The sequence below is a fragment of the Pseudomonas moorei genome, from assembly GCF_042846945.1.
Classification (GTDB): Bacteria; Pseudomonadota; Gammaproteobacteria; order Pseudomonadales; family Pseudomonadaceae; genus Aquipseudomonas; species Aquipseudomonas moorei.
This window is the reverse complement of the sequence record NZ_AP035776.1, coordinates 664,336-680,000: the sequence shown is the minus strand read 5'-3', so window position 1 is coordinate 680,000 and position 15,665 is coordinate 664,336. Positions and strand designations below refer to the sequence as shown.

Annotated in this window: 11 protein-coding genes, 4 tRNA genes and 2 rRNA genes (1 of these 17 running past the window's edge); all 17 read left to right on the top strand. The window is 55.4% G+C overall.

Annotation, left to right across the window (positions count from 1 at the left end):
• Nucleotides 1-508, top strand: a 23S ribosomal RNA gene (locus ACGJAX_RS03330) (it extends 2,382 nt beyond the left edge of the window).
• A 137-nt stretch (nt 509-645) separates the two neighbouring features.
• Nucleotides 646-761 (top strand): 5S ribosomal RNA (rrf, locus tag ACGJAX_RS03325).
• A gap of 136 nt (nt 762-897) precedes the next feature.
• Nucleotides 898-1,857: a bifunctional biotin--[acetyl-CoA-carboxylase] ligase/biotin operon repressor BirA gene (gene birA, locus ACGJAX_RS03320; protein ID WP_390957397.1), complete on the top strand. Its 960-nt coding sequence runs from the start codon at nt 898-900 to the stop codon at nt 1,855-1,857.
• On the top strand, nt 1,847-2,596 hold the full coding sequence (locus ACGJAX_RS03315) for a pantothenate kinase (RefSeq protein ID WP_390957396.1): 750 nt from the start codon (nt 1,847-1,849) through the stop codon (nt 2,594-2,596). The genes birA and ACGJAX_RS03315 overlap by 11 nt, the downstream gene beginning before the upstream one ends.
• Before the next feature lie 7 nt (nt 2,597-2,603).
• The gene (locus tag ACGJAX_RS03310) at nt 2,604-3,044 is read left to right on the top strand and encodes a hypothetical protein (protein ID WP_247254545.1); all 441 of its coding nucleotides are present in this window, start codon (nt 2,604-2,606) and stop codon (nt 3,042-3,044) included.
• A gap of 143 nt (nt 3,045-3,187) precedes the next feature.
• Nucleotides 3,188-3,272: transfer RNA gene (locus tag ACGJAX_RS03305), tRNA-Tyr, on the top strand.
• A gap of 24 nt (nt 3,273-3,296) precedes the next feature.
• A tRNA-Gly gene (locus tag ACGJAX_RS03300) sits at nt 3,297-3,370 on the top strand.
• 26 nt (nt 3,371-3,396) lie between these two features.
• A tRNA-Thr gene (locus ACGJAX_RS03295) sits at nt 3,397-3,472 on the top strand.
• Nucleotides 3,473-3,646: 174 nt separating this feature from the next.
• Nucleotides 3,647-3,722 (top strand) — tRNA-Trp (locus ACGJAX_RS03290).
• Nucleotides 3,723-3,767: 45 nt separating this feature from the next.
• A complete protein-coding gene (gene secE / locus ACGJAX_RS03285) occupies nt 3,768-4,136 on the top strand; it encodes a preprotein translocase subunit SecE (protein ID WP_007896620.1) in 369 nt (122 codons plus the stop codon).
• Nucleotides 4,137-4,145: 9 nt separating this feature from the next.
• The gene (gene nusG / locus ACGJAX_RS03280) at nt 4,146-4,679 is read left to right on the top strand and encodes a transcription termination/antitermination protein NusG (protein WP_007933727.1); all 534 of its coding nucleotides are present in this window, start codon (nt 4,146-4,148) and stop codon (nt 4,677-4,679) included.
• Between the two features lie 117 nt (nt 4,680-4,796).
• Entirely contained in the window at nt 4,797-5,228 is a 432-nt protein-coding gene (gene rplK, locus ACGJAX_RS03275; protein ID WP_007933726.1) for a 50S ribosomal protein L11, read from the top strand.
• Nucleotides 5,228-5,923 carry a 50S ribosomal protein L1 gene (gene rplA / locus ACGJAX_RS03270; RefSeq protein WP_003186095.1) on the top strand — a complete coding sequence of 232 codons (696 nt, stop codon included), beginning with the start codon at nt 5,228-5,230 and terminating at the stop codon, nt 5,921-5,923. The genes rplK and rplA overlap by 1 nt, the downstream gene beginning before the upstream one ends.
• Nucleotides 5,924-6,121: 198 nt before the next feature.
• On the top strand, nt 6,122-6,622 hold the full coding sequence (gene rplJ, locus ACGJAX_RS03265; protein ID WP_007933724.1) for a 50S ribosomal protein L10: 501 nt from the start codon (nt 6,122-6,124) through the stop codon (nt 6,620-6,622).
• An 80-nt stretch (nt 6,623-6,702) separates the two neighbouring features.
• On the top strand, nt 6,703-7,068 hold the full coding sequence (gene rplL / locus ACGJAX_RS03260) for a 50S ribosomal protein L7/L12 (protein WP_090325646.1): 366 nt from the start codon (nt 6,703-6,705) through the stop codon (nt 7,066-7,068).
• A 220-nt stretch (nt 7,069-7,288) separates the two neighbouring features.
• Nucleotides 7,289-11,362 (top strand): DNA-directed RNA polymerase subunit beta, encoded by a 4,074-nt coding sequence (rpoB, locus tag ACGJAX_RS03255; RefSeq protein ID WP_130211429.1) that lies wholly within the window; start codon nt 7,289-7,291, stop codon nt 11,360-11,362.
• Between the two features lie 64 nt (nt 11,363-11,426).
• The gene (gene rpoC / locus ACGJAX_RS03250) at nt 11,427-15,626 is read left to right on the top strand and encodes a DNA-directed RNA polymerase subunit beta' (protein WP_047534044.1); all 4,200 of its coding nucleotides are present in this window, start codon (nt 11,427-11,429) and stop codon (nt 15,624-15,626) included.
• Nucleotides 15,627-15,665: the final 39 nt, after the last annotated feature.

The following is a 15,665-nucleotide window of genomic DNA, read 5'->3' as shown; positions in this document are numbered from 1 at the left end:
GTGGTTCTGTATGGAAGGGCCATCGCTCAACGGATAAAAGGTACTCCGGGGATAACAGGCTGATACCGCCCAAGAGTTCATATCGACGGCGGTGTTTGGCACCTCGATGTCGGCTCATCACATCCTGGGGCTGAAGCCGGTCCCAAGGGTATGGCTGTTCGCCATTTAAAGTGGTACGCGAGCTGGGTTTAGAACGTCGTGAGACAGTTCGGTCCCTATCTGCCGTGGACGTTTGAGATTTGAGAGGGGCTGCTCCTAGTACGAGAGGACCGGAGTGGACGAACCTCTGGTGTTCCGGTTGTCACGCCAGTGGCATTGCCGGGTAGCTATGTTCGGAATAGATAACCGCTGAAAGCATCTAAGCGGGAAACTAGCCTCAAGATGAGATCTCACTGGAACCTTGAGTTCCCTGAAGGGCCGTCGAAGACTACGACGTTGATAGGTTGGGTGTGTAAGCGCTGTGAGGCGTTGAGCTAACCAATACTAATTGCCCGTGAGGCTTGACCATATAACACCCAAGCAATTTGCGCTTAAAAGCCAGATTGCGGTGTGTGAAGACGCAATGAACCGAAAGTTCGCACAACACACAAACTATCGCATACCCAATTTGCTGAAGCGTCGAAAGACGGTTCGGTACCCGAATTTCTTGACGACCATAGAGCATTGGAACCACCTGATCCCATCCCGAACTCAGAAGTGAAACGATGCATCGCCGATGGTAGTGTGGGGTTTCCCCATGTGAGAGTAGGTCATCGTCAAGATTAAATTCCGAAACCCCTATCTGCGTATGCAGGTAGGGGTTTTGTTTTGTCCGCAGGAAAATCTGTCTCCTTGGGTTTCTATGCAATTGCTCGGGGCGTGGCTATCATGCGGGCCTCATTGTGAGGCGAGACTTGCATGCTGACGTTGTTAAAGCTTCTTAAAGATGGCCGATTTCATTCGGGGCAAGCCCTGGGTGCCGCCCTGGGTGTCAGCCGTAGCGCTGTCTGGAAGCAGCTTCAGCACCTGGAGGCTGAACTGGGTCTTTCCATACATAAGGTTCGAGGGCGTGGTTATCAATTGGCCGCACCATTGACGCTGCTTGATCCTGAGGCGATAGGGCGGCTCATGCCTTCCTGTGGCTGGCCCATCCTGGTTTTTGATTCTATTGACTCTACAAACGCTGAGGCACTGCGCGCCATAGATCGTGGCCAGGCGGCCCCCTTTCTTGTGCTTGCCGAGCGTCAGACAGCGGGTCGTGGGCGGCGGGGAAGAAAATGGGCTAGCCCCTTCGCTGAAAATATCTACTACAGCCTGGTTTTGCGTATTGATGGTGGGATGCGTCAGTTGGAAGGCTTGAGTCTTGTTGTGGGTCTCGCGGTTATGCAGGCTTTGCGCGAGCTTGGCATCTCGGGAGTGGGGCTGAAGTGGCCCAACGATGTCCTGGTTGGTCAAAAGAAAATTGCCGGAATTCTGCTTGAGCTGGTCGGGGATCCTGCCGACGTTTGTCATGTGGTACTGGGCGTTGGAATTAATGTGAACATGCAGGTGACCGATGAGGTTGATCAGCAGTGGACGTCCATGAGGCTGGAGTCGGGCAGGGCGTTTGATCGCAATCATCTGGTTGTGGAGCTCGGTTCCATGCTGCAGAGATATCTGGCTCGCCATCAGGCCGGTGGATTTTCGGCTGTCCAGGCTGAGTGGGAGCAAAATCATCTATGGCAAGGGCGTGCGGTGTCACTGATCGCTGGTGTTAACCAAATAGATGGCGTAGTGCTGGGTATCGATGCCCAGGGTGCGTTGCGTTTGAGGGTCGCCGGTGTTGAGAAAGTTTTCAGTGGCGGTGAGTTGAGTCTGAGGTTGCGCAATGATTCTTGAGCTCGACTGTGGGAATAGTTTCATCAAGTGGCGCGTGCTCGATGCGAGCACTCTGTTAGTGGTGGGTGAGGGTGTTGTCGACTCTGACATTGCCTTGCTGCAAGGGTTGAGCGCGCTGAAGGGGCTCTCACTCCGATTTTGTCGGTTAGTGAGTGTCAGGACTGCAGAAGAGACCGGTGAATTGATTGCTTTGCTTAAGGGCGCATTCTGTATACCGGTGGTCTGTGCTGCTCCAGCTCGCGAGATGTCAGGCGTTCGTAATGGTTATGAGGAGTTCGAGCGTCTGGGGCTTGATCGCTGGCTTGCGATGCTGGGTGGATTTCATCTGGCTGCGGGTGCGTGCCTTGTACTTGATTTTGGCACGGCTGTTACCGCTGATTTTGTTGGCGGGGATGGGGAGCATCTCGGGGGGTTTATCTGTCCGGGAATGCCCTTGATGCGTAATCAACTTCGTACGCATACCCGCAAAATTCGCTATGGCGATGTCGCTGCAGAGCAGGCATTGGAAAGCCTTGTTCCGGGCAGGACAACTGTTGAAGCAGTCGAGCGTGGGTGTTTGTTGATGCTTCAAGGCTTTGTACTGACTCAGATGGAGCTGGCGCGCAGCTATTGGGGGGAAGAGTTCGTGGTGTTCCTTACGGGTGGGGATGCGGCCCTGGTATCAGGAGTTGTGCCGCGGGCGAGGGTGGTTCCGGATCTCGTGTTCGTAGGTTTGGCTATGGCGTGTCCTTTATCCTGAGGTCCTTATGCGTTGGTTGTTTCTGCTTTTGCTTGTTCTCAACGTCTTCTATTACATCTGGCATCAACAGGAAGCCCCTCTGCGTGCGAAAGACGTAACGCCTCTGAGTTTGTATCGAGGGTCGCAGCAGGATATTCGCCTGTTGAGTGAGGCGCCTGATACGGCGAGGGATAAAGGAAAAACTGCACAGGTCGACGCAGGCTGCCTCTATATAGGTGGTTTTGCTCGGCAGGACATGGCTCAGGGGCTTGAGCGCAGGTTAAACGGAATGGATGTGAGATTTCAGTCATTGCCCAAGGGGAGCTCCGAAGCCGCTGGTTACTGGGTTCGAGTGGCTCCGGAAAGCAGGCGTTGGCTGGACGATGTGCAGTTGCAAAACCTTTCTAAAGAATTCAATGAGTTAAAACATAAAATAATGCCTTGTGAGGGGGTTGCACCCACTGAATAGTTTGCATAGAATGGCGCCCGCTCCACAGCGAAGACCTAAAGCGGTAAGCGGTGTGAAGCGAGGTCAATGCAGCTAACCTCAGGTTTTTTATGAGAAAAGTGCTTGACAGAAGGCTGGCATGATGTAGAATGCCGGCTCGCTTAGGAGGGGTTCCCGAGCGGCCAAAGGGATCAGACTGTAAATCTGACGTCTACGACTTCGAAGGTTCGAATCCTTCCCCCTCCACCATTTTTAGCGAGAGCTGCAAGCCTCGCGGGTATAGTTTAGTGGTAGAACCTCAGCCTTCCAAGCTGATGATGCGGGTTCGATTCCCGCTACCCGCTCCACGTTTGCAGGTTTTGCGCAGTGTTTCGCTCTTGTAGCTCAGTTGGTAGAGCACACCCTTGGTAAGGGTGAGGTCAGCGGTTCAAATCCGCTCAAGAGCTCCATATGACAAGGCAGATATGAAAATATCTGCCTTTGTTTTAATGGCTGGTGATGGTGCTTTGTTGTTCGTGAGGGTGAGATGTTCGCTCCGGCGCAGGTGAAGCAGTCCAGGTCATTGAGTAAAGTGTTGTAAAGTCTTTTTCGGGCCGGCATAATGGTCGGCCTGATTTTGTTTTAGGTCAGTAGCTCAATTGGCAGAGCGACGGTCTCCAAAACCGTAGGTTGGGGGTTCGATTCCCTCCTGACCTGCCAGATTCACCAGGTGTGTCTGGCTTTCTTTTCACAGGATCTTCATAGATGACTCCTAAAGCTGAAGCTCAAGGCTCGCGCTTCGATCTGCTCAAGTGGCTAGTAGTAGTTGCTTTGGTGGTTGTTGGCGTTGTTGGCAATCAGTATTACTCTGCTTCGCCGATCCTGTACCGTGTGCTCGCTTTGCTTGTGATTGCTGCTGTAGCTGCCTTTGTAGGCTTGCAGACAGTCAAGGGCAAGTCTTTCTTTGTGCTTGTCAAGGAAGCGCGTACCGAGATTCGTAAAGTCGTATGGCCAACTCGTCAAGAAACCACGCAGACCACGTTGATCGTTGTGGCTGTTGTTCTGGTTATGGCGTTGCTGTTGTGGGGGCTTGATTCCCTGCTCGGCTGGCTTGTTTCCTTGATTGTCGGCTAAGGGTGTCCCGTGGCTAAGCGTTGGTATGTTGTGCATGCTTACTCGGGTTACGAGAAGCATGTCATGCGTTCGTTGATCGAGCGTGTAAAGCTGGCTGGCATGGAAGATGGCTTCGGCGAAATTCTGGTTCCCACTGAAGAAGTGGTTGAGATGCGTAATGGCCAGAAACGCAAAAGCGAGCGGAAGTTCTTCCCTGGTTACGTGCTGGTTCAGATGGATATGAATGAGGGTACTTGGCACTTGGTCAAGGATACTCCTCGGGTGATGGGTTTTATCGGCGGTACCGCTGATAAGCCAGCACCGATTACCGATAAAGAGGCAGAAGCGATTCTGCGTCGCGTCGCCGATGGTAGCGATAAGCCGAAGCCTAAGACGCTGTTCGAGCCGGGCGAGTCGGTACGCGTCAACGATGGTCCGTTTGCTGACTTTACCGGCACGGTCGAAGAGGTTAACTACGAAAAGAGTCGCATCCAGGTGGCTGTGCTCATTTTCGGTCGCTCTACTCCGGTAGAGTTGGAGTTCAGTCAGGTCGAAAAGGTCTAACTGAGCAAGCATCCCAACCCCGCAGCCTTAGGCTGTGGGGTTTTGTCGTCACTGGGATAAACGCGCAAGTAACCGGGGAGCCTTTCGAGGCGTTTGAACCCGTAATTGGAGTGCCTCATGGCCAAGAAGATTACCGCTTACATCAAGCTGCAAGTGAAGGCCGCTCAGGCTAACCCAAGCCCACCTGTTGGTCCTGCTCTGGGTCAGCACGGCGTGAACATCATGGAATTCTGCAAAGCTTTCAACGCCCGTACTCAGGGTCTTGAGCCAGGTCTGCCGACTCCAGTGATCATCACTGTCTACAGCGACCGTAGCTTCACGTTCGAAACCAAATCCACTCCTGCTTCGGTTCTGCTGAAGAAGGCGGCTGGTCTGACCAGCGGTTCCGCTCGTCCGAACACCGTTAAGGTTGGCACCGTTACCCGTGCTCAGCTGGAAGAAATCGCGAAAACCAAAAACGCGGATCTGACTGCAGCTGATATGGAAGCAGCCGTGCGTACTATCGCCGGTTCTGCTCGTAGCATGGGCCTTAACGTGGAGGGTGTGTAATGGCTAAGCTGACCAAGCGTCAAAAGGCTATCGCCGGCAAAATCGAAGCAGGCAAGGCCTACAACTTTGTAGACGCCGCTGCACTGCTGGCCGAGCTGTCGACTGTCAAGTTCAGCGAGTCGTTCGACGTTGCTGTAAACCTGGGCGTTGACCCGCGTAAATCCGACCAGGTCGTTCGTAGCGCTACTGTGCTGCCACACGGCACTGGCAAGACCGTACGCGTTGCCGTGTTCACCCAGGGTCCAGCTGCTGAAGCTGCTCTGGCTGCCGGCGCTGATCGCGTAGGTATGGACGATCTGGCTGCCGAAATGAAAGGCGGCGACCTGAACTATGACGTAGTGATCGCATCCCCGGATGCCATGCGCGTAGTAGGTCAACTGGGTCAGATCCTCGGTCCACGTGGTCTGATGCCTAACCCTAAAGTCGGCACCGTAACTCCAGACGTAGCTACCGCGGTTAAAAACGCCAAGGCTGGTCAGGTTCGTTATCGCACCGACAAAAACGGCATCATCCACACTTCCGTTGGCAAGATCGGCTTCGACGCCGTCAAGCTGAAGGAAAACGTTGAAGCCCTGATCGCTGATCTGAAGCGTATCAAGCCGGCTTCCTCGAAAGGTATTTACGTCAAGCGCGTTACCCTGAGCACCACTATGGGCCCAGGTCTGGTCATCGACCAGAGCTCGCTGGACGCGTAAGACGCGGATTGACGTAAGCGATTGCGTCAATTGAAAAATTGGGGTCCCTGCCTGGCGGGGGCTGTCCAAGACCGTAGGCGACGCAAGTCTTAAACCTCAAGCCTACGCAGATGGTGCTCCCGGTTCCTTACCGAATCAGACACCAAAACTACATCTGGTTTCGACTGGATGAAACGGTAACAAGCAGGAGTTAAACCCGTGGCAATTAAACTCGAAGACAAGAAGGCCATCGTCGCTGAAGTCAACGAGGCTGCCAAAGTCGCTCTGTCCGCTGTCGTGGCTGATGCCCGTGGCGTAACAGTAGGCGCGATGACCGGACTCCGTAAAGAGGCTCGTGAAGCTGGCGTTTACGTACGTGTTGTACGTAACACCCTGCTCAAGCGCGCTGTTGCTGACACTGAATACAGTGTCCTCAACGACGTGTTCACCGGCCCTACCTTGATTGCATTCTCGAAAGAGCATCCGGGCGCTGCTGCCCGTATCTTCAAAGAGTTCGCAAAAGGTCAGGATAAGTTCGAGATCAAGGCAGCTGCGTTCGAGGGCAAGTTCCTCGCAGCTAACCAAATCGACGTGCTGGCAACTCTGCCGACCCGTGACGAAGCAATTTCTCAGCTGATGAGCGTGATTCAAGGCGCAACCAGCAAATTGGCTCGTACTCTGGCGGCCCTTCGCGACCAGAAAGAAGCTGCTGCAGCCTAAGGCTGAGCGACTCCTTTCAGCGTTTATTGTTTATTTCGATGGCCGCGTAGGCTGTCACCCCAATACAGGAATTAATAGTCATGTCTCTGACTAACGAGCAAATCATCGAAGCAATCGGCGAAAAATCCGTAATGGAAATCGTTGAGCTGATCAAGGCAATGGAAGAGAAGTTCGGCGTTTCGGCTGCTGCTGCTTCTGCTGGTCCAGCTGTTGCTGCTGCCGTTGTTGAAGAACAAACTGAATTCAACGTCATGCTGACCGAAGCTGGCGAGAAGAAAGTTAACGTGATCAAGGCTGTACGTGAACTGACCGGTCTGGGCCTGAAAGAAGCCAAGGCTGTAGTTGACGGTGCTCCTGCAATGGTTCTGGAAGGCGTTGCCAAAGACGCAGCTGACAAAGCCAAAGCAGCTCTGGAAGAAGCAGGCGCTAAAGTCGAGCTGAAGTAAGCATTGACTTTGCGTTTCCAGCCCGAGCGTTAAGCGACAGGCTGATGGCTGGTGGCTCTTGCCACCGGCCTTTTTCTGTTATTGGCAGCCGGCACGGTCGGCGCCGATAACGAGCTGTAACCACCCGATGTGGTGGCGCAAACCATGGGGTTTGCACGATTTTCTGGCTGCTCCCGTCGGGAGGGGCCAAACAAGCAGGTGACCAAGCTGGGGAACGCTGATGGCTTACTCATATACTGAGAAAAAACGTATCCGCAAGGACTTTAGCAAGTTGCCGGACGTCATGGATGTGCCTTACCTCCTGGCCATCCAGCTGGATTCGTATCGTGAATTCTTGCAAGCGGGAGCGACTAAAGATCAGTTCCGCGACGTGGGCCTGCATGCGGCCTTCAAATCCGTTTTCCCGATCATCAGCTACTCCGGCAATGCTGCGCTGGAGTACGTCGGTTATCGCCTGGGCGAACCGGCATTTGATGTCAAAGAATGCGTATTGCGCGGTGTAACTTACGCCGTACCTTTGCGGGTAAAAGTGCGCCTGATCATTTTCGACAAAGAGTCGTCGAACAAAGCGATCAAGGACATCAAAGAGCAAGAAGTCTACATGGGTGAAATCCCCCTGATGACTGAAAACGGTACCTTCGTAATCAACGGTACCGAGCGTGTAATCGTTTCCCAGCTGCACCGTTCCCCGGGCGTGTTCTTCGACCACGACCGTGGCAAGACGCACAGCTCCGGTAAACTGCTGTACTCCGCGCGCATCATTCCTTACCGCGGTTCGTGGCTGGACTTCGAGTTCGACCCGAAAGACTGCGTATTCGTGCGTATCGACCGTCGTCGCAAGCTGCCTGCATCGGTGCTGCTGCGCGCGCTCGGCTATACCACCGAAGAAGTGCTGGACGCGTTCTACACCACCAACGTATTCCACGTGAAAGGCGAGAGCCTGAGCCTGGAGCTGGTGCCTCAGCGCCTGCGTGGTGAAATTGCGGTCCTGGATATCCAGGATGACAAAGGCAAGGTTATTGTCGAGCAAGGTCGTCGTATCACCGCTCGCCACATCAACCAGCTGGAAAAAGCAGGGATCAAAGAGCTGGAAGTGCCTCTGGACTACGTCCTGGGTCGCACCACCGCCAAGGTCATCGTGCATCCGGCAACCGGTGAAATCCTGGCAGAGTGCAACACCGAGCTGAACACCGAGATCCTGGCGAAAATCGCCAAGGCCGGCGTTGTTCGCATCGAAACTCTGTACACCAACGATATCGACTGCGGTCCGTTCGTCTCCGATACGCTGAAGATCGACTCCACCAGCAACCAACTCGAAGCGCTGGTCGAGATCTATCGCATGATGCGTCCTGGCGAGCCGCCAACCAAAGACGCTGCCGAAACCCTGTTCAACAACCTGTTCTTCAGCCCTGAGCGCTACGACCTGTCTGCGGTCGGCCGGATGAAGTTCAACCGTCGTATCGGTCGTACCGAAATCGAAGGTTCGGGCGTGTTGTGCAAGGAAGACATCGTCGCGGTACTGAAGACCCTGGTCGACATCCGTAACGGTAAAGGCATCGTCGATGACATCGACCACCTGGGTAACCGTCGTGTTCGCTGCGTAGGCGAAATGGCCGAGAACCAGTTCCGCGTTGGCCTGGTACGTGTTGAGCGTGCGGTCAAAGAGCGTCTGTCGATGGCTGAAAGCGAAGGCCTGATGCCGCAAGACCTGATCAACGCCAAGCCTGTCGCGGCGGCGGTGAAAGAGTTCTTCGGTTCCAGCCAGCTGTCCCAGTTCATGGACCAGAACAACCCGCTGTCCGAGATCACCCACAAGCGCCGTGTTTCTGCACTCGGCCCTGGCGGTCTGACTCGTGAGCGCGCGGGCTTCGAAGTTCGTGACGTACACCCGACGCACTACGGTCGTGTTTGCCCGATCGAAACGCCGGAAGGTCCGAACATCGGCCTGATCAACTCCCTGGCTGCTTATGCGCGCACCAACCAGTACGGCTTCCTCGAGAGCCCGTACCGCGTGGTGAAGGACGCATTGGTCACCGACGAGATCGTGTTCCTGTCCGCCATCGAAGAAGCTGATCACGTGATCGCTCAGGCCTCGGCCACGATGAACGACAAAAAAGTCCTGATCGACGAGCTGGTAGCTGTTCGTCACCTGAACGAGTTCACCGTCAAGGCGCCTGAAGACGTCACCTTGATGGACGTATCGCCGAAGCAGGTAGTTTCGGTTGCAGCGTCGCTGATCCCGTTCCTCGAGCACGACGACGCCAACCGCGCGTTGATGGGTTCGAACATGCAGCGTCAAGCCGTACCAACCCTGCGTGCTGACAAGCCGCTGGTCGGTACCGGTATGGAGCGTAACGTAGCCCGTGACTCCGGCGTTTGCGTCGTGGCTCGTCGTGGCGGCGTGATCGACTCCGTCGATGCCAGCCGTATCGTGGTTCGTGTTGCCGATGACGAAGTTGAAACCGGTGAAGCCGGTGTCGACATCTACAACCTGACCAAATACACCCGCTCCAACCAGAACACCTGCATCAACCAGCGTCCGCTGGTGCGTAAAGGTGATCGGGTTCAGCGTAGCGACATCATGGCCGATGGTCCGTCCACCGATATGGGTGAACTGGCACTGGGTCAGAACATGCGCATCGCGTTCATGGCATGGAACGGCTTCAACTTCGAAGACTCCATCTGCCTGTCCGAGCGTGTTGTTCAGGAAGACCGTTTCACCACGATCCACATCCAGGAACTGACCTGTGTGGCCCGTGATACCAAGCTTGGCCCAGAGGAAATCACTGCGGACATCCCGAACGTGGGTGAAGCTGCACTGAACAAGCTGGACGAAGCCGGTATCGTTTACGTAGGTGCTGAAGTAGGCGCTGGCGACATCCTGGTTGGTAAGGTCACTCCGAAAGGCGAGACCCAGCTGACTCCGGAAGAGAAGCTGCTGCGTGCGATCTTCGGTGAAAAAGCCAGCGACGTTAAAGACACCTCCCTGCGCGTACCTACCGGTACCAAGGGTACTGTCATCGACGTACAGGTCTTCACCCGCGACGGCGTTGAGCGTGATGCTCGTGCCCTGTCGATCGAGAAGTCCCAGCTGGACGAGATCCGCAAGGACCTCAACGAAGAGTTCCGTATCGTCGAAGGCGCTACTTTCGAACGTCTGCGCTCCGCTCTGGTCGGCCACAAAGCCGAAGGCGGCGCCGGTCTGAAGAAAGGCCAGGACATCACCGACGAAGTACTCGACGGTCTTGAGCACGGCCAGTGGTTCAAGCTGCGCATGGCTGAAGATGCTCTGAACGAGCAGCTCGAGAAGGCCCAGGCCTACATCGTTGATCGTCGTCGTCTGCTGGATGACAAGTTCGAAGACAAGAAGCGCAAACTGCAGCAAGGCGATGACCTGGCTCCGGGCGTGCTGAAAATCGTCAAGGTTTACCTGGCAATCCGTCGTCGCATCCAGCCGGGCGACAAGATGGCCGGTCGTCACGGTAACAAGGGTGTGGTCTCCGTGATCATGCCGGTTGAAGACATGCCGCACGATGCCAATGGCACCCCGGTCGACGTTGTCCTCAACCCGTTGGGCGTACCTTCGCGTATGAACGTTGGTCAGATCCTTGAAACCCACCTGGGTCTCGCGGCCAAAGGTCTGGGCGAGAAGATCAACCGCATGATTGAAGAGCAGCGTAAAGTTGCCGAGCTGCGTAAATTCCTGCACGAGATCTACAACGAGATCGGCGGTCGTCAGGAAAGCCTCGATGACTTCTCGGACCAGGAAATTCTGGATCTGGCTCAAAACCTGCGCGGCGGCGTACCGATGGCCACTCCGGTGTTCGACGGTGCCAAGGAAAGTGAAATCAAGGCCATGCTGAAACTGGCAGACCTGCCAGAAAGCGGCCAGATGCAGCTGACCGATGGCCGTACCGGCAACAAGTTCGAGCGCCCGGTTACCGTTGGCTACATGTACATGCTGAAGCTGAACCACTTGGTAGACGACAAGATGCACGCTCGTTCTACCGGTTCGTACAGCCTGGTTACCCAGCAACCGCTGGGTGGTAAGGCGCAGTTCGGTGGTCAGCGTTTCGGGGAGATGGAGGTCTGGGCACTGGAAGCATACGGTGCTGCATACACTCTGCAAGAAATGCTCACAGTGAAGTCGGACGATGTGAACGGCCGGACCAAGATGTACAAAAACATCGTGGACGGCGATCACCGTATGGAGCCGGGCATGCCCGAGTCCTTCAACGTGTTGATCAAGGAAATTCGTTCCCTCGGCATCGATATCGATCTGGAAACCGAATAACACGTGACGCGAATCGAGAGCGGGGCTGGATTGCCCGTTCTCTGCTCCGCCAGGAGGAAAGGCCTTGAAAGACCTACTGAATTTGCTGAAAAACCAGGGTCAAGTCGAAGAGTTCGACGCCATCCGTATCGGATTGGCATCGCCTGAGATGATCCGTTCGTGGTCGTTCGGTGAAGTTAAAAAGCCGGAAACCATCAACTACCGTACGTTCAAACCTGAGCGTGACGGTCTGTTCTGCGCCAAAATCTTTGGCCCGGTAAAGGATTACGAGTGCCTGTGCGGTAAGTACAAGCGCTTGAAGCACCGCGGTGTGATCTGCGAGAAGTGCGGCGTTGAAGTAGCGCTGGCAAAAGTTCGTCGTGAGCGCATGGCGCACATCGAACTGGCTTCGCCGGTTGCCCACATCTGGTTCCTGAAGTCGCTGCCGTCTCGTATCGGCTTGCTGATGGACATGACCCTGCGTGATATCGAGCGCGTTCTCTACTTCGAGAGCTATGTCGTTATCGATCCAGGCATGACTACCCTTGAAAAAGGTCAACTGCTCAACGACGAGCAGTATTTCGAAGCGCTGGAAGAGTTCGGCGACGATTTCGATGCCCGTATGGGTGCCGAAGCTGTCCGCGAACTGCTGCACGCTATCGACCTGGAGCACGAGATTGGTCGCCTGCGTGAAGAAATTCCGCAAACCAACTCCGAAACCAAGATCAAGAAGCTGTCCAAGCGTCTGAAGTTGATGGAAGCCTTCCAGGGTTCTGGCAACCTGCCAGAGTGGATGGTGCTGACCGTTCTGCCGGTTCTGCCGCCAGATCTGCGTCCACTGGTCCCGCTGGATGGCGGTCGTTTCGCGACTTCCGACCTCAACGATCTGTATCGTCGTGTGATCAACCGTAACAACCGTTTGAAGCGCCTGCTGGATCTGTCCGCTCCGGACATCATCGTGCGCAACGAAAAGCGTATGTTGCAGGAAGCCGTCGATGCATTGCTCGACAACGGTCGTCGTGGTCGCGCTATCACTGGTTCCAACAAACGTCCTCTGAAATCCCTGGCTGACATGATCAAGGGTAAGCAAGGTCGTTTCCGTCAGAACTTGCTCGGTAAGCGTGTTGACTACTCGGGTCGTTCGGTAATTACCGTAGGCCCGACCCTGCGTCTGCACCAGTGCGGTCTGCCGAAGAAAATGGCTCTCGAGCTGTTCAAGCCGTTCATTTTCGGCAAGCTGGAAATGCGTGGTCTCGCGACCACCATCAAAGCCGCCAAGAAGATGGTCGAGCGCGAGCTGCCAGAAGTTTGGGACGTTCTCGCTGAAGTGATTCGCGAACACCCAGTGCTTCTCAACCGTGCACCGACCCTTCACCGTCTGGGTATCCAGGCGTTTGAACCGGTACTGATCGAAGGTAAGGCTATCCAGCTGCACCCTCTGGTCTGCGCCGCGTACAACGCCGACTTCGACGGCGACCAAATGGCCGTGCACGTACCGCTGACACTGGAAGCCCAGTTGGAAGCGCGTGCGTTGATGATGTCGACCAACAACATTCTGTCGCCAGCCAACGGTGAGCCAATCATCGTTCCGTCGCAGGACGTTGTATTGGGTCTGTACTACATGACTCGTGAAGCGATCAACGCCAAGGGCGAAGGTCGTGTGTTCGCGGACCTGCAGGAAGTTGACCGTGTGTTCCGTGCCGGCGAAGCCGCTCTGCACGCCAAGGTCAAAGTGCGGATCAACGAAACCGTCAACGACCGTGATGGCGGCAGCGTGACCAACACCCGTATCGTCGACACCACTGTCGGCCGTGCGCTGTTGTTCCAGGTTGTGCCAAAAGGTCTGTCGTACGACGTCGTCAACCTGCCGATGAAGAAGAAGGCGATCTCCAAGCTGATCAACCAGTGCTACCGCGTGGTTGGTCTGAAAGAGACCGTGATTTTCGCTGACCAGTTGATGTACACCGGTTTCGCCTATTCGACCATTTCCGGCGTTTCCATCGGTGTTAACGACTTCGTTATCCCGGATGAAAAAGCCCGCATCATTGGTGCGGCCACCGACGAAGTTAAAGAGATCGAAAGTCAGTACGCCTCCGGCCTGGTAACCCAGGGCGAGAAGTACAACAAAGTGATCGACCTCTGGTCCAAGGCGAACGACGAAGTTTCCAAGGCGATGATGGCCAACCTCTCGAAAGAGAAGGTCATCGACCGTCATGGCGTCGAAGTCGACCAGGAATCCTTCAACTCGATGTACATGATGGCCGACTCGGGCGCACGGGGTTCTGCCGCGCAGATCCGTCAGCTCGCCGGTATGCGTGGCCTGATGGCCAAGCCGGACGGCTCCATCATCGAAACGCCGATTACTGCGAACTTCCGTGAAGGTTTGAGCGTACTCCAGTACTTCATCTCCACTCACGGTGCTCGTAAGGGTCTTGCGGATACCGCGTTGAAAACAGCTAACTCCGGTTACCTGACTCGTCGTCTGGTAGACGTAGCGCAAGATCTGGTTGTAACCGAGATCGATTGCGGCACCGAACACGGCCTGGTAATGACTCCGCACATTGAGGGCGGTGACGTTGTAGAGCCATTGGGTGAGCGCGTATTGGGTCGTGTTATCGCCCGTGACGTATTCAAGCCAGGTACCGAGGACGTCATCGTTCCTGCCGGCACCCTGGTAGACGAGAAGTGGGTCGAGTTCATCGAACTCAACAGCATCGACGAAGTGATCGTTCGCTCGCCGATTAGCTGTGAAACCCGCTATGGCATTTGCGCCAAGTGCTACGGCCGCGATCTGGCTCGTGGTCACCAGGTGAACATCGGTGAAGCAGTCGGCGTTATCGCTGCCCAGTCCATCGGTGAGCCGGGTACCCAGCTGACGATGCGTACGTTCCACATCGGTGGTGCGGCAAGCCGGACCTCCGCAGCCGACAGCGTTCAGGTGAAGAATGGCGGTACCGTCCGTCTGCACAACCTGAAACACGTTGAACGAGTGGATGGCCACCTGGTTGCCGTGTCCCGTTCTGGCGAACTGGCTATCGCTGATGACTTCGGTCGTGAGCGCGAGCGTTACAAGCTGCCGTACGGTGCCGTGATTTCGGTTAAAGAAGGTGACAAGGTCGACGCTGGCGCAATCGTGGCCAAGTGGGACCCGCACACTCACCCGATCGTTACCGAAATGAAAGGTACCGTGACCTACGTGGGCATGGAAGAAGGCATCACGATCAAGCGTCAGACTGACGAATTGACCGGTATGACCAACATTGAAGTGCTCGACGCCAAAGATCGTCCAGCTGCCGGTAAAGACATCCGTCCTGCCGTGAAGATGGTCGACGACAACGGCAAGGATCTGTTGCTGCCAGGCACTGACGTTATCGCTCAGTACTTCCTGCCAGCCAACGCCCTGGTCGGTGTAGCGGACGGTGCGAAGATTGCGATCGGTGATGTTATCGCCCGTATCCCGCAAGAAACTTCGAAGACCCGTGACATCACCGGTGGTCTGCCGCGTGTTGCCGACTTGTTCGAAGCTCGTCGTCCGAAAGAAGCGTCGATTCTGGCTGAAGTCAGCGGCACCATCGCGTTCGGTAAAGAGACCAAAGGCAAGCGCCGTCTGGTTATCACTCCGAACGACGGTAGCGATCCGTATGAAGAGCTGATTCCGAAGTGGCGTCACCTGAACGTGTTTGAAGGCGAACAGGTAAACCGCGGCGAAGTTATCTCCGACGGCCCAAGCGATCCACACGACATCCTGCGTCTGCTGGGTGTGAGTGCGCTGGCCAAGTACATCGTCAACGAGATCCAGGACGTTTACCGTCTGCAAGGCGTGAAAATCAACGACAAGCACATCGAGACCATCCTGCGTCAGATGCTGCGTAAAGTTGAGATCGCTGAATCCGGCGATTCCAGTTTCATCAAGGGCGACCAGATGGAACTGACTCACGTACTGGTAGAGAACGAGCGTCTGAGCGCGGAGGACAAGTTTGTCTCCAAGTTCACTCGCGTTCTGCTGGGTATCACCAAGGCGTCGTTGTCCACCGAATCGTTCATCTCGGCGGCTTCCTTCCAGGAAACCACTCGCGTACTGACCGAAGCGGCGGTAACCGGCAAGCGCGATTACCTGCGCGGCCTGAAAGAAAACGTGGTCGTGGGTCGTCTGATCCCGGCTGGTACCGGTCTGGCTTATCACAGCGAGCGTAAGCGTCGCCGTGATGCAGACAAGCCGTTGCGCGTAAGCGCCAGTGAAGTGGAAGCTGCACTGACCGAAGCGCTGAACTCGAGCGGTAACTGAGTTCTGCGGTAAATGAGCGTAAGGCCCTGGTCGCTCCGT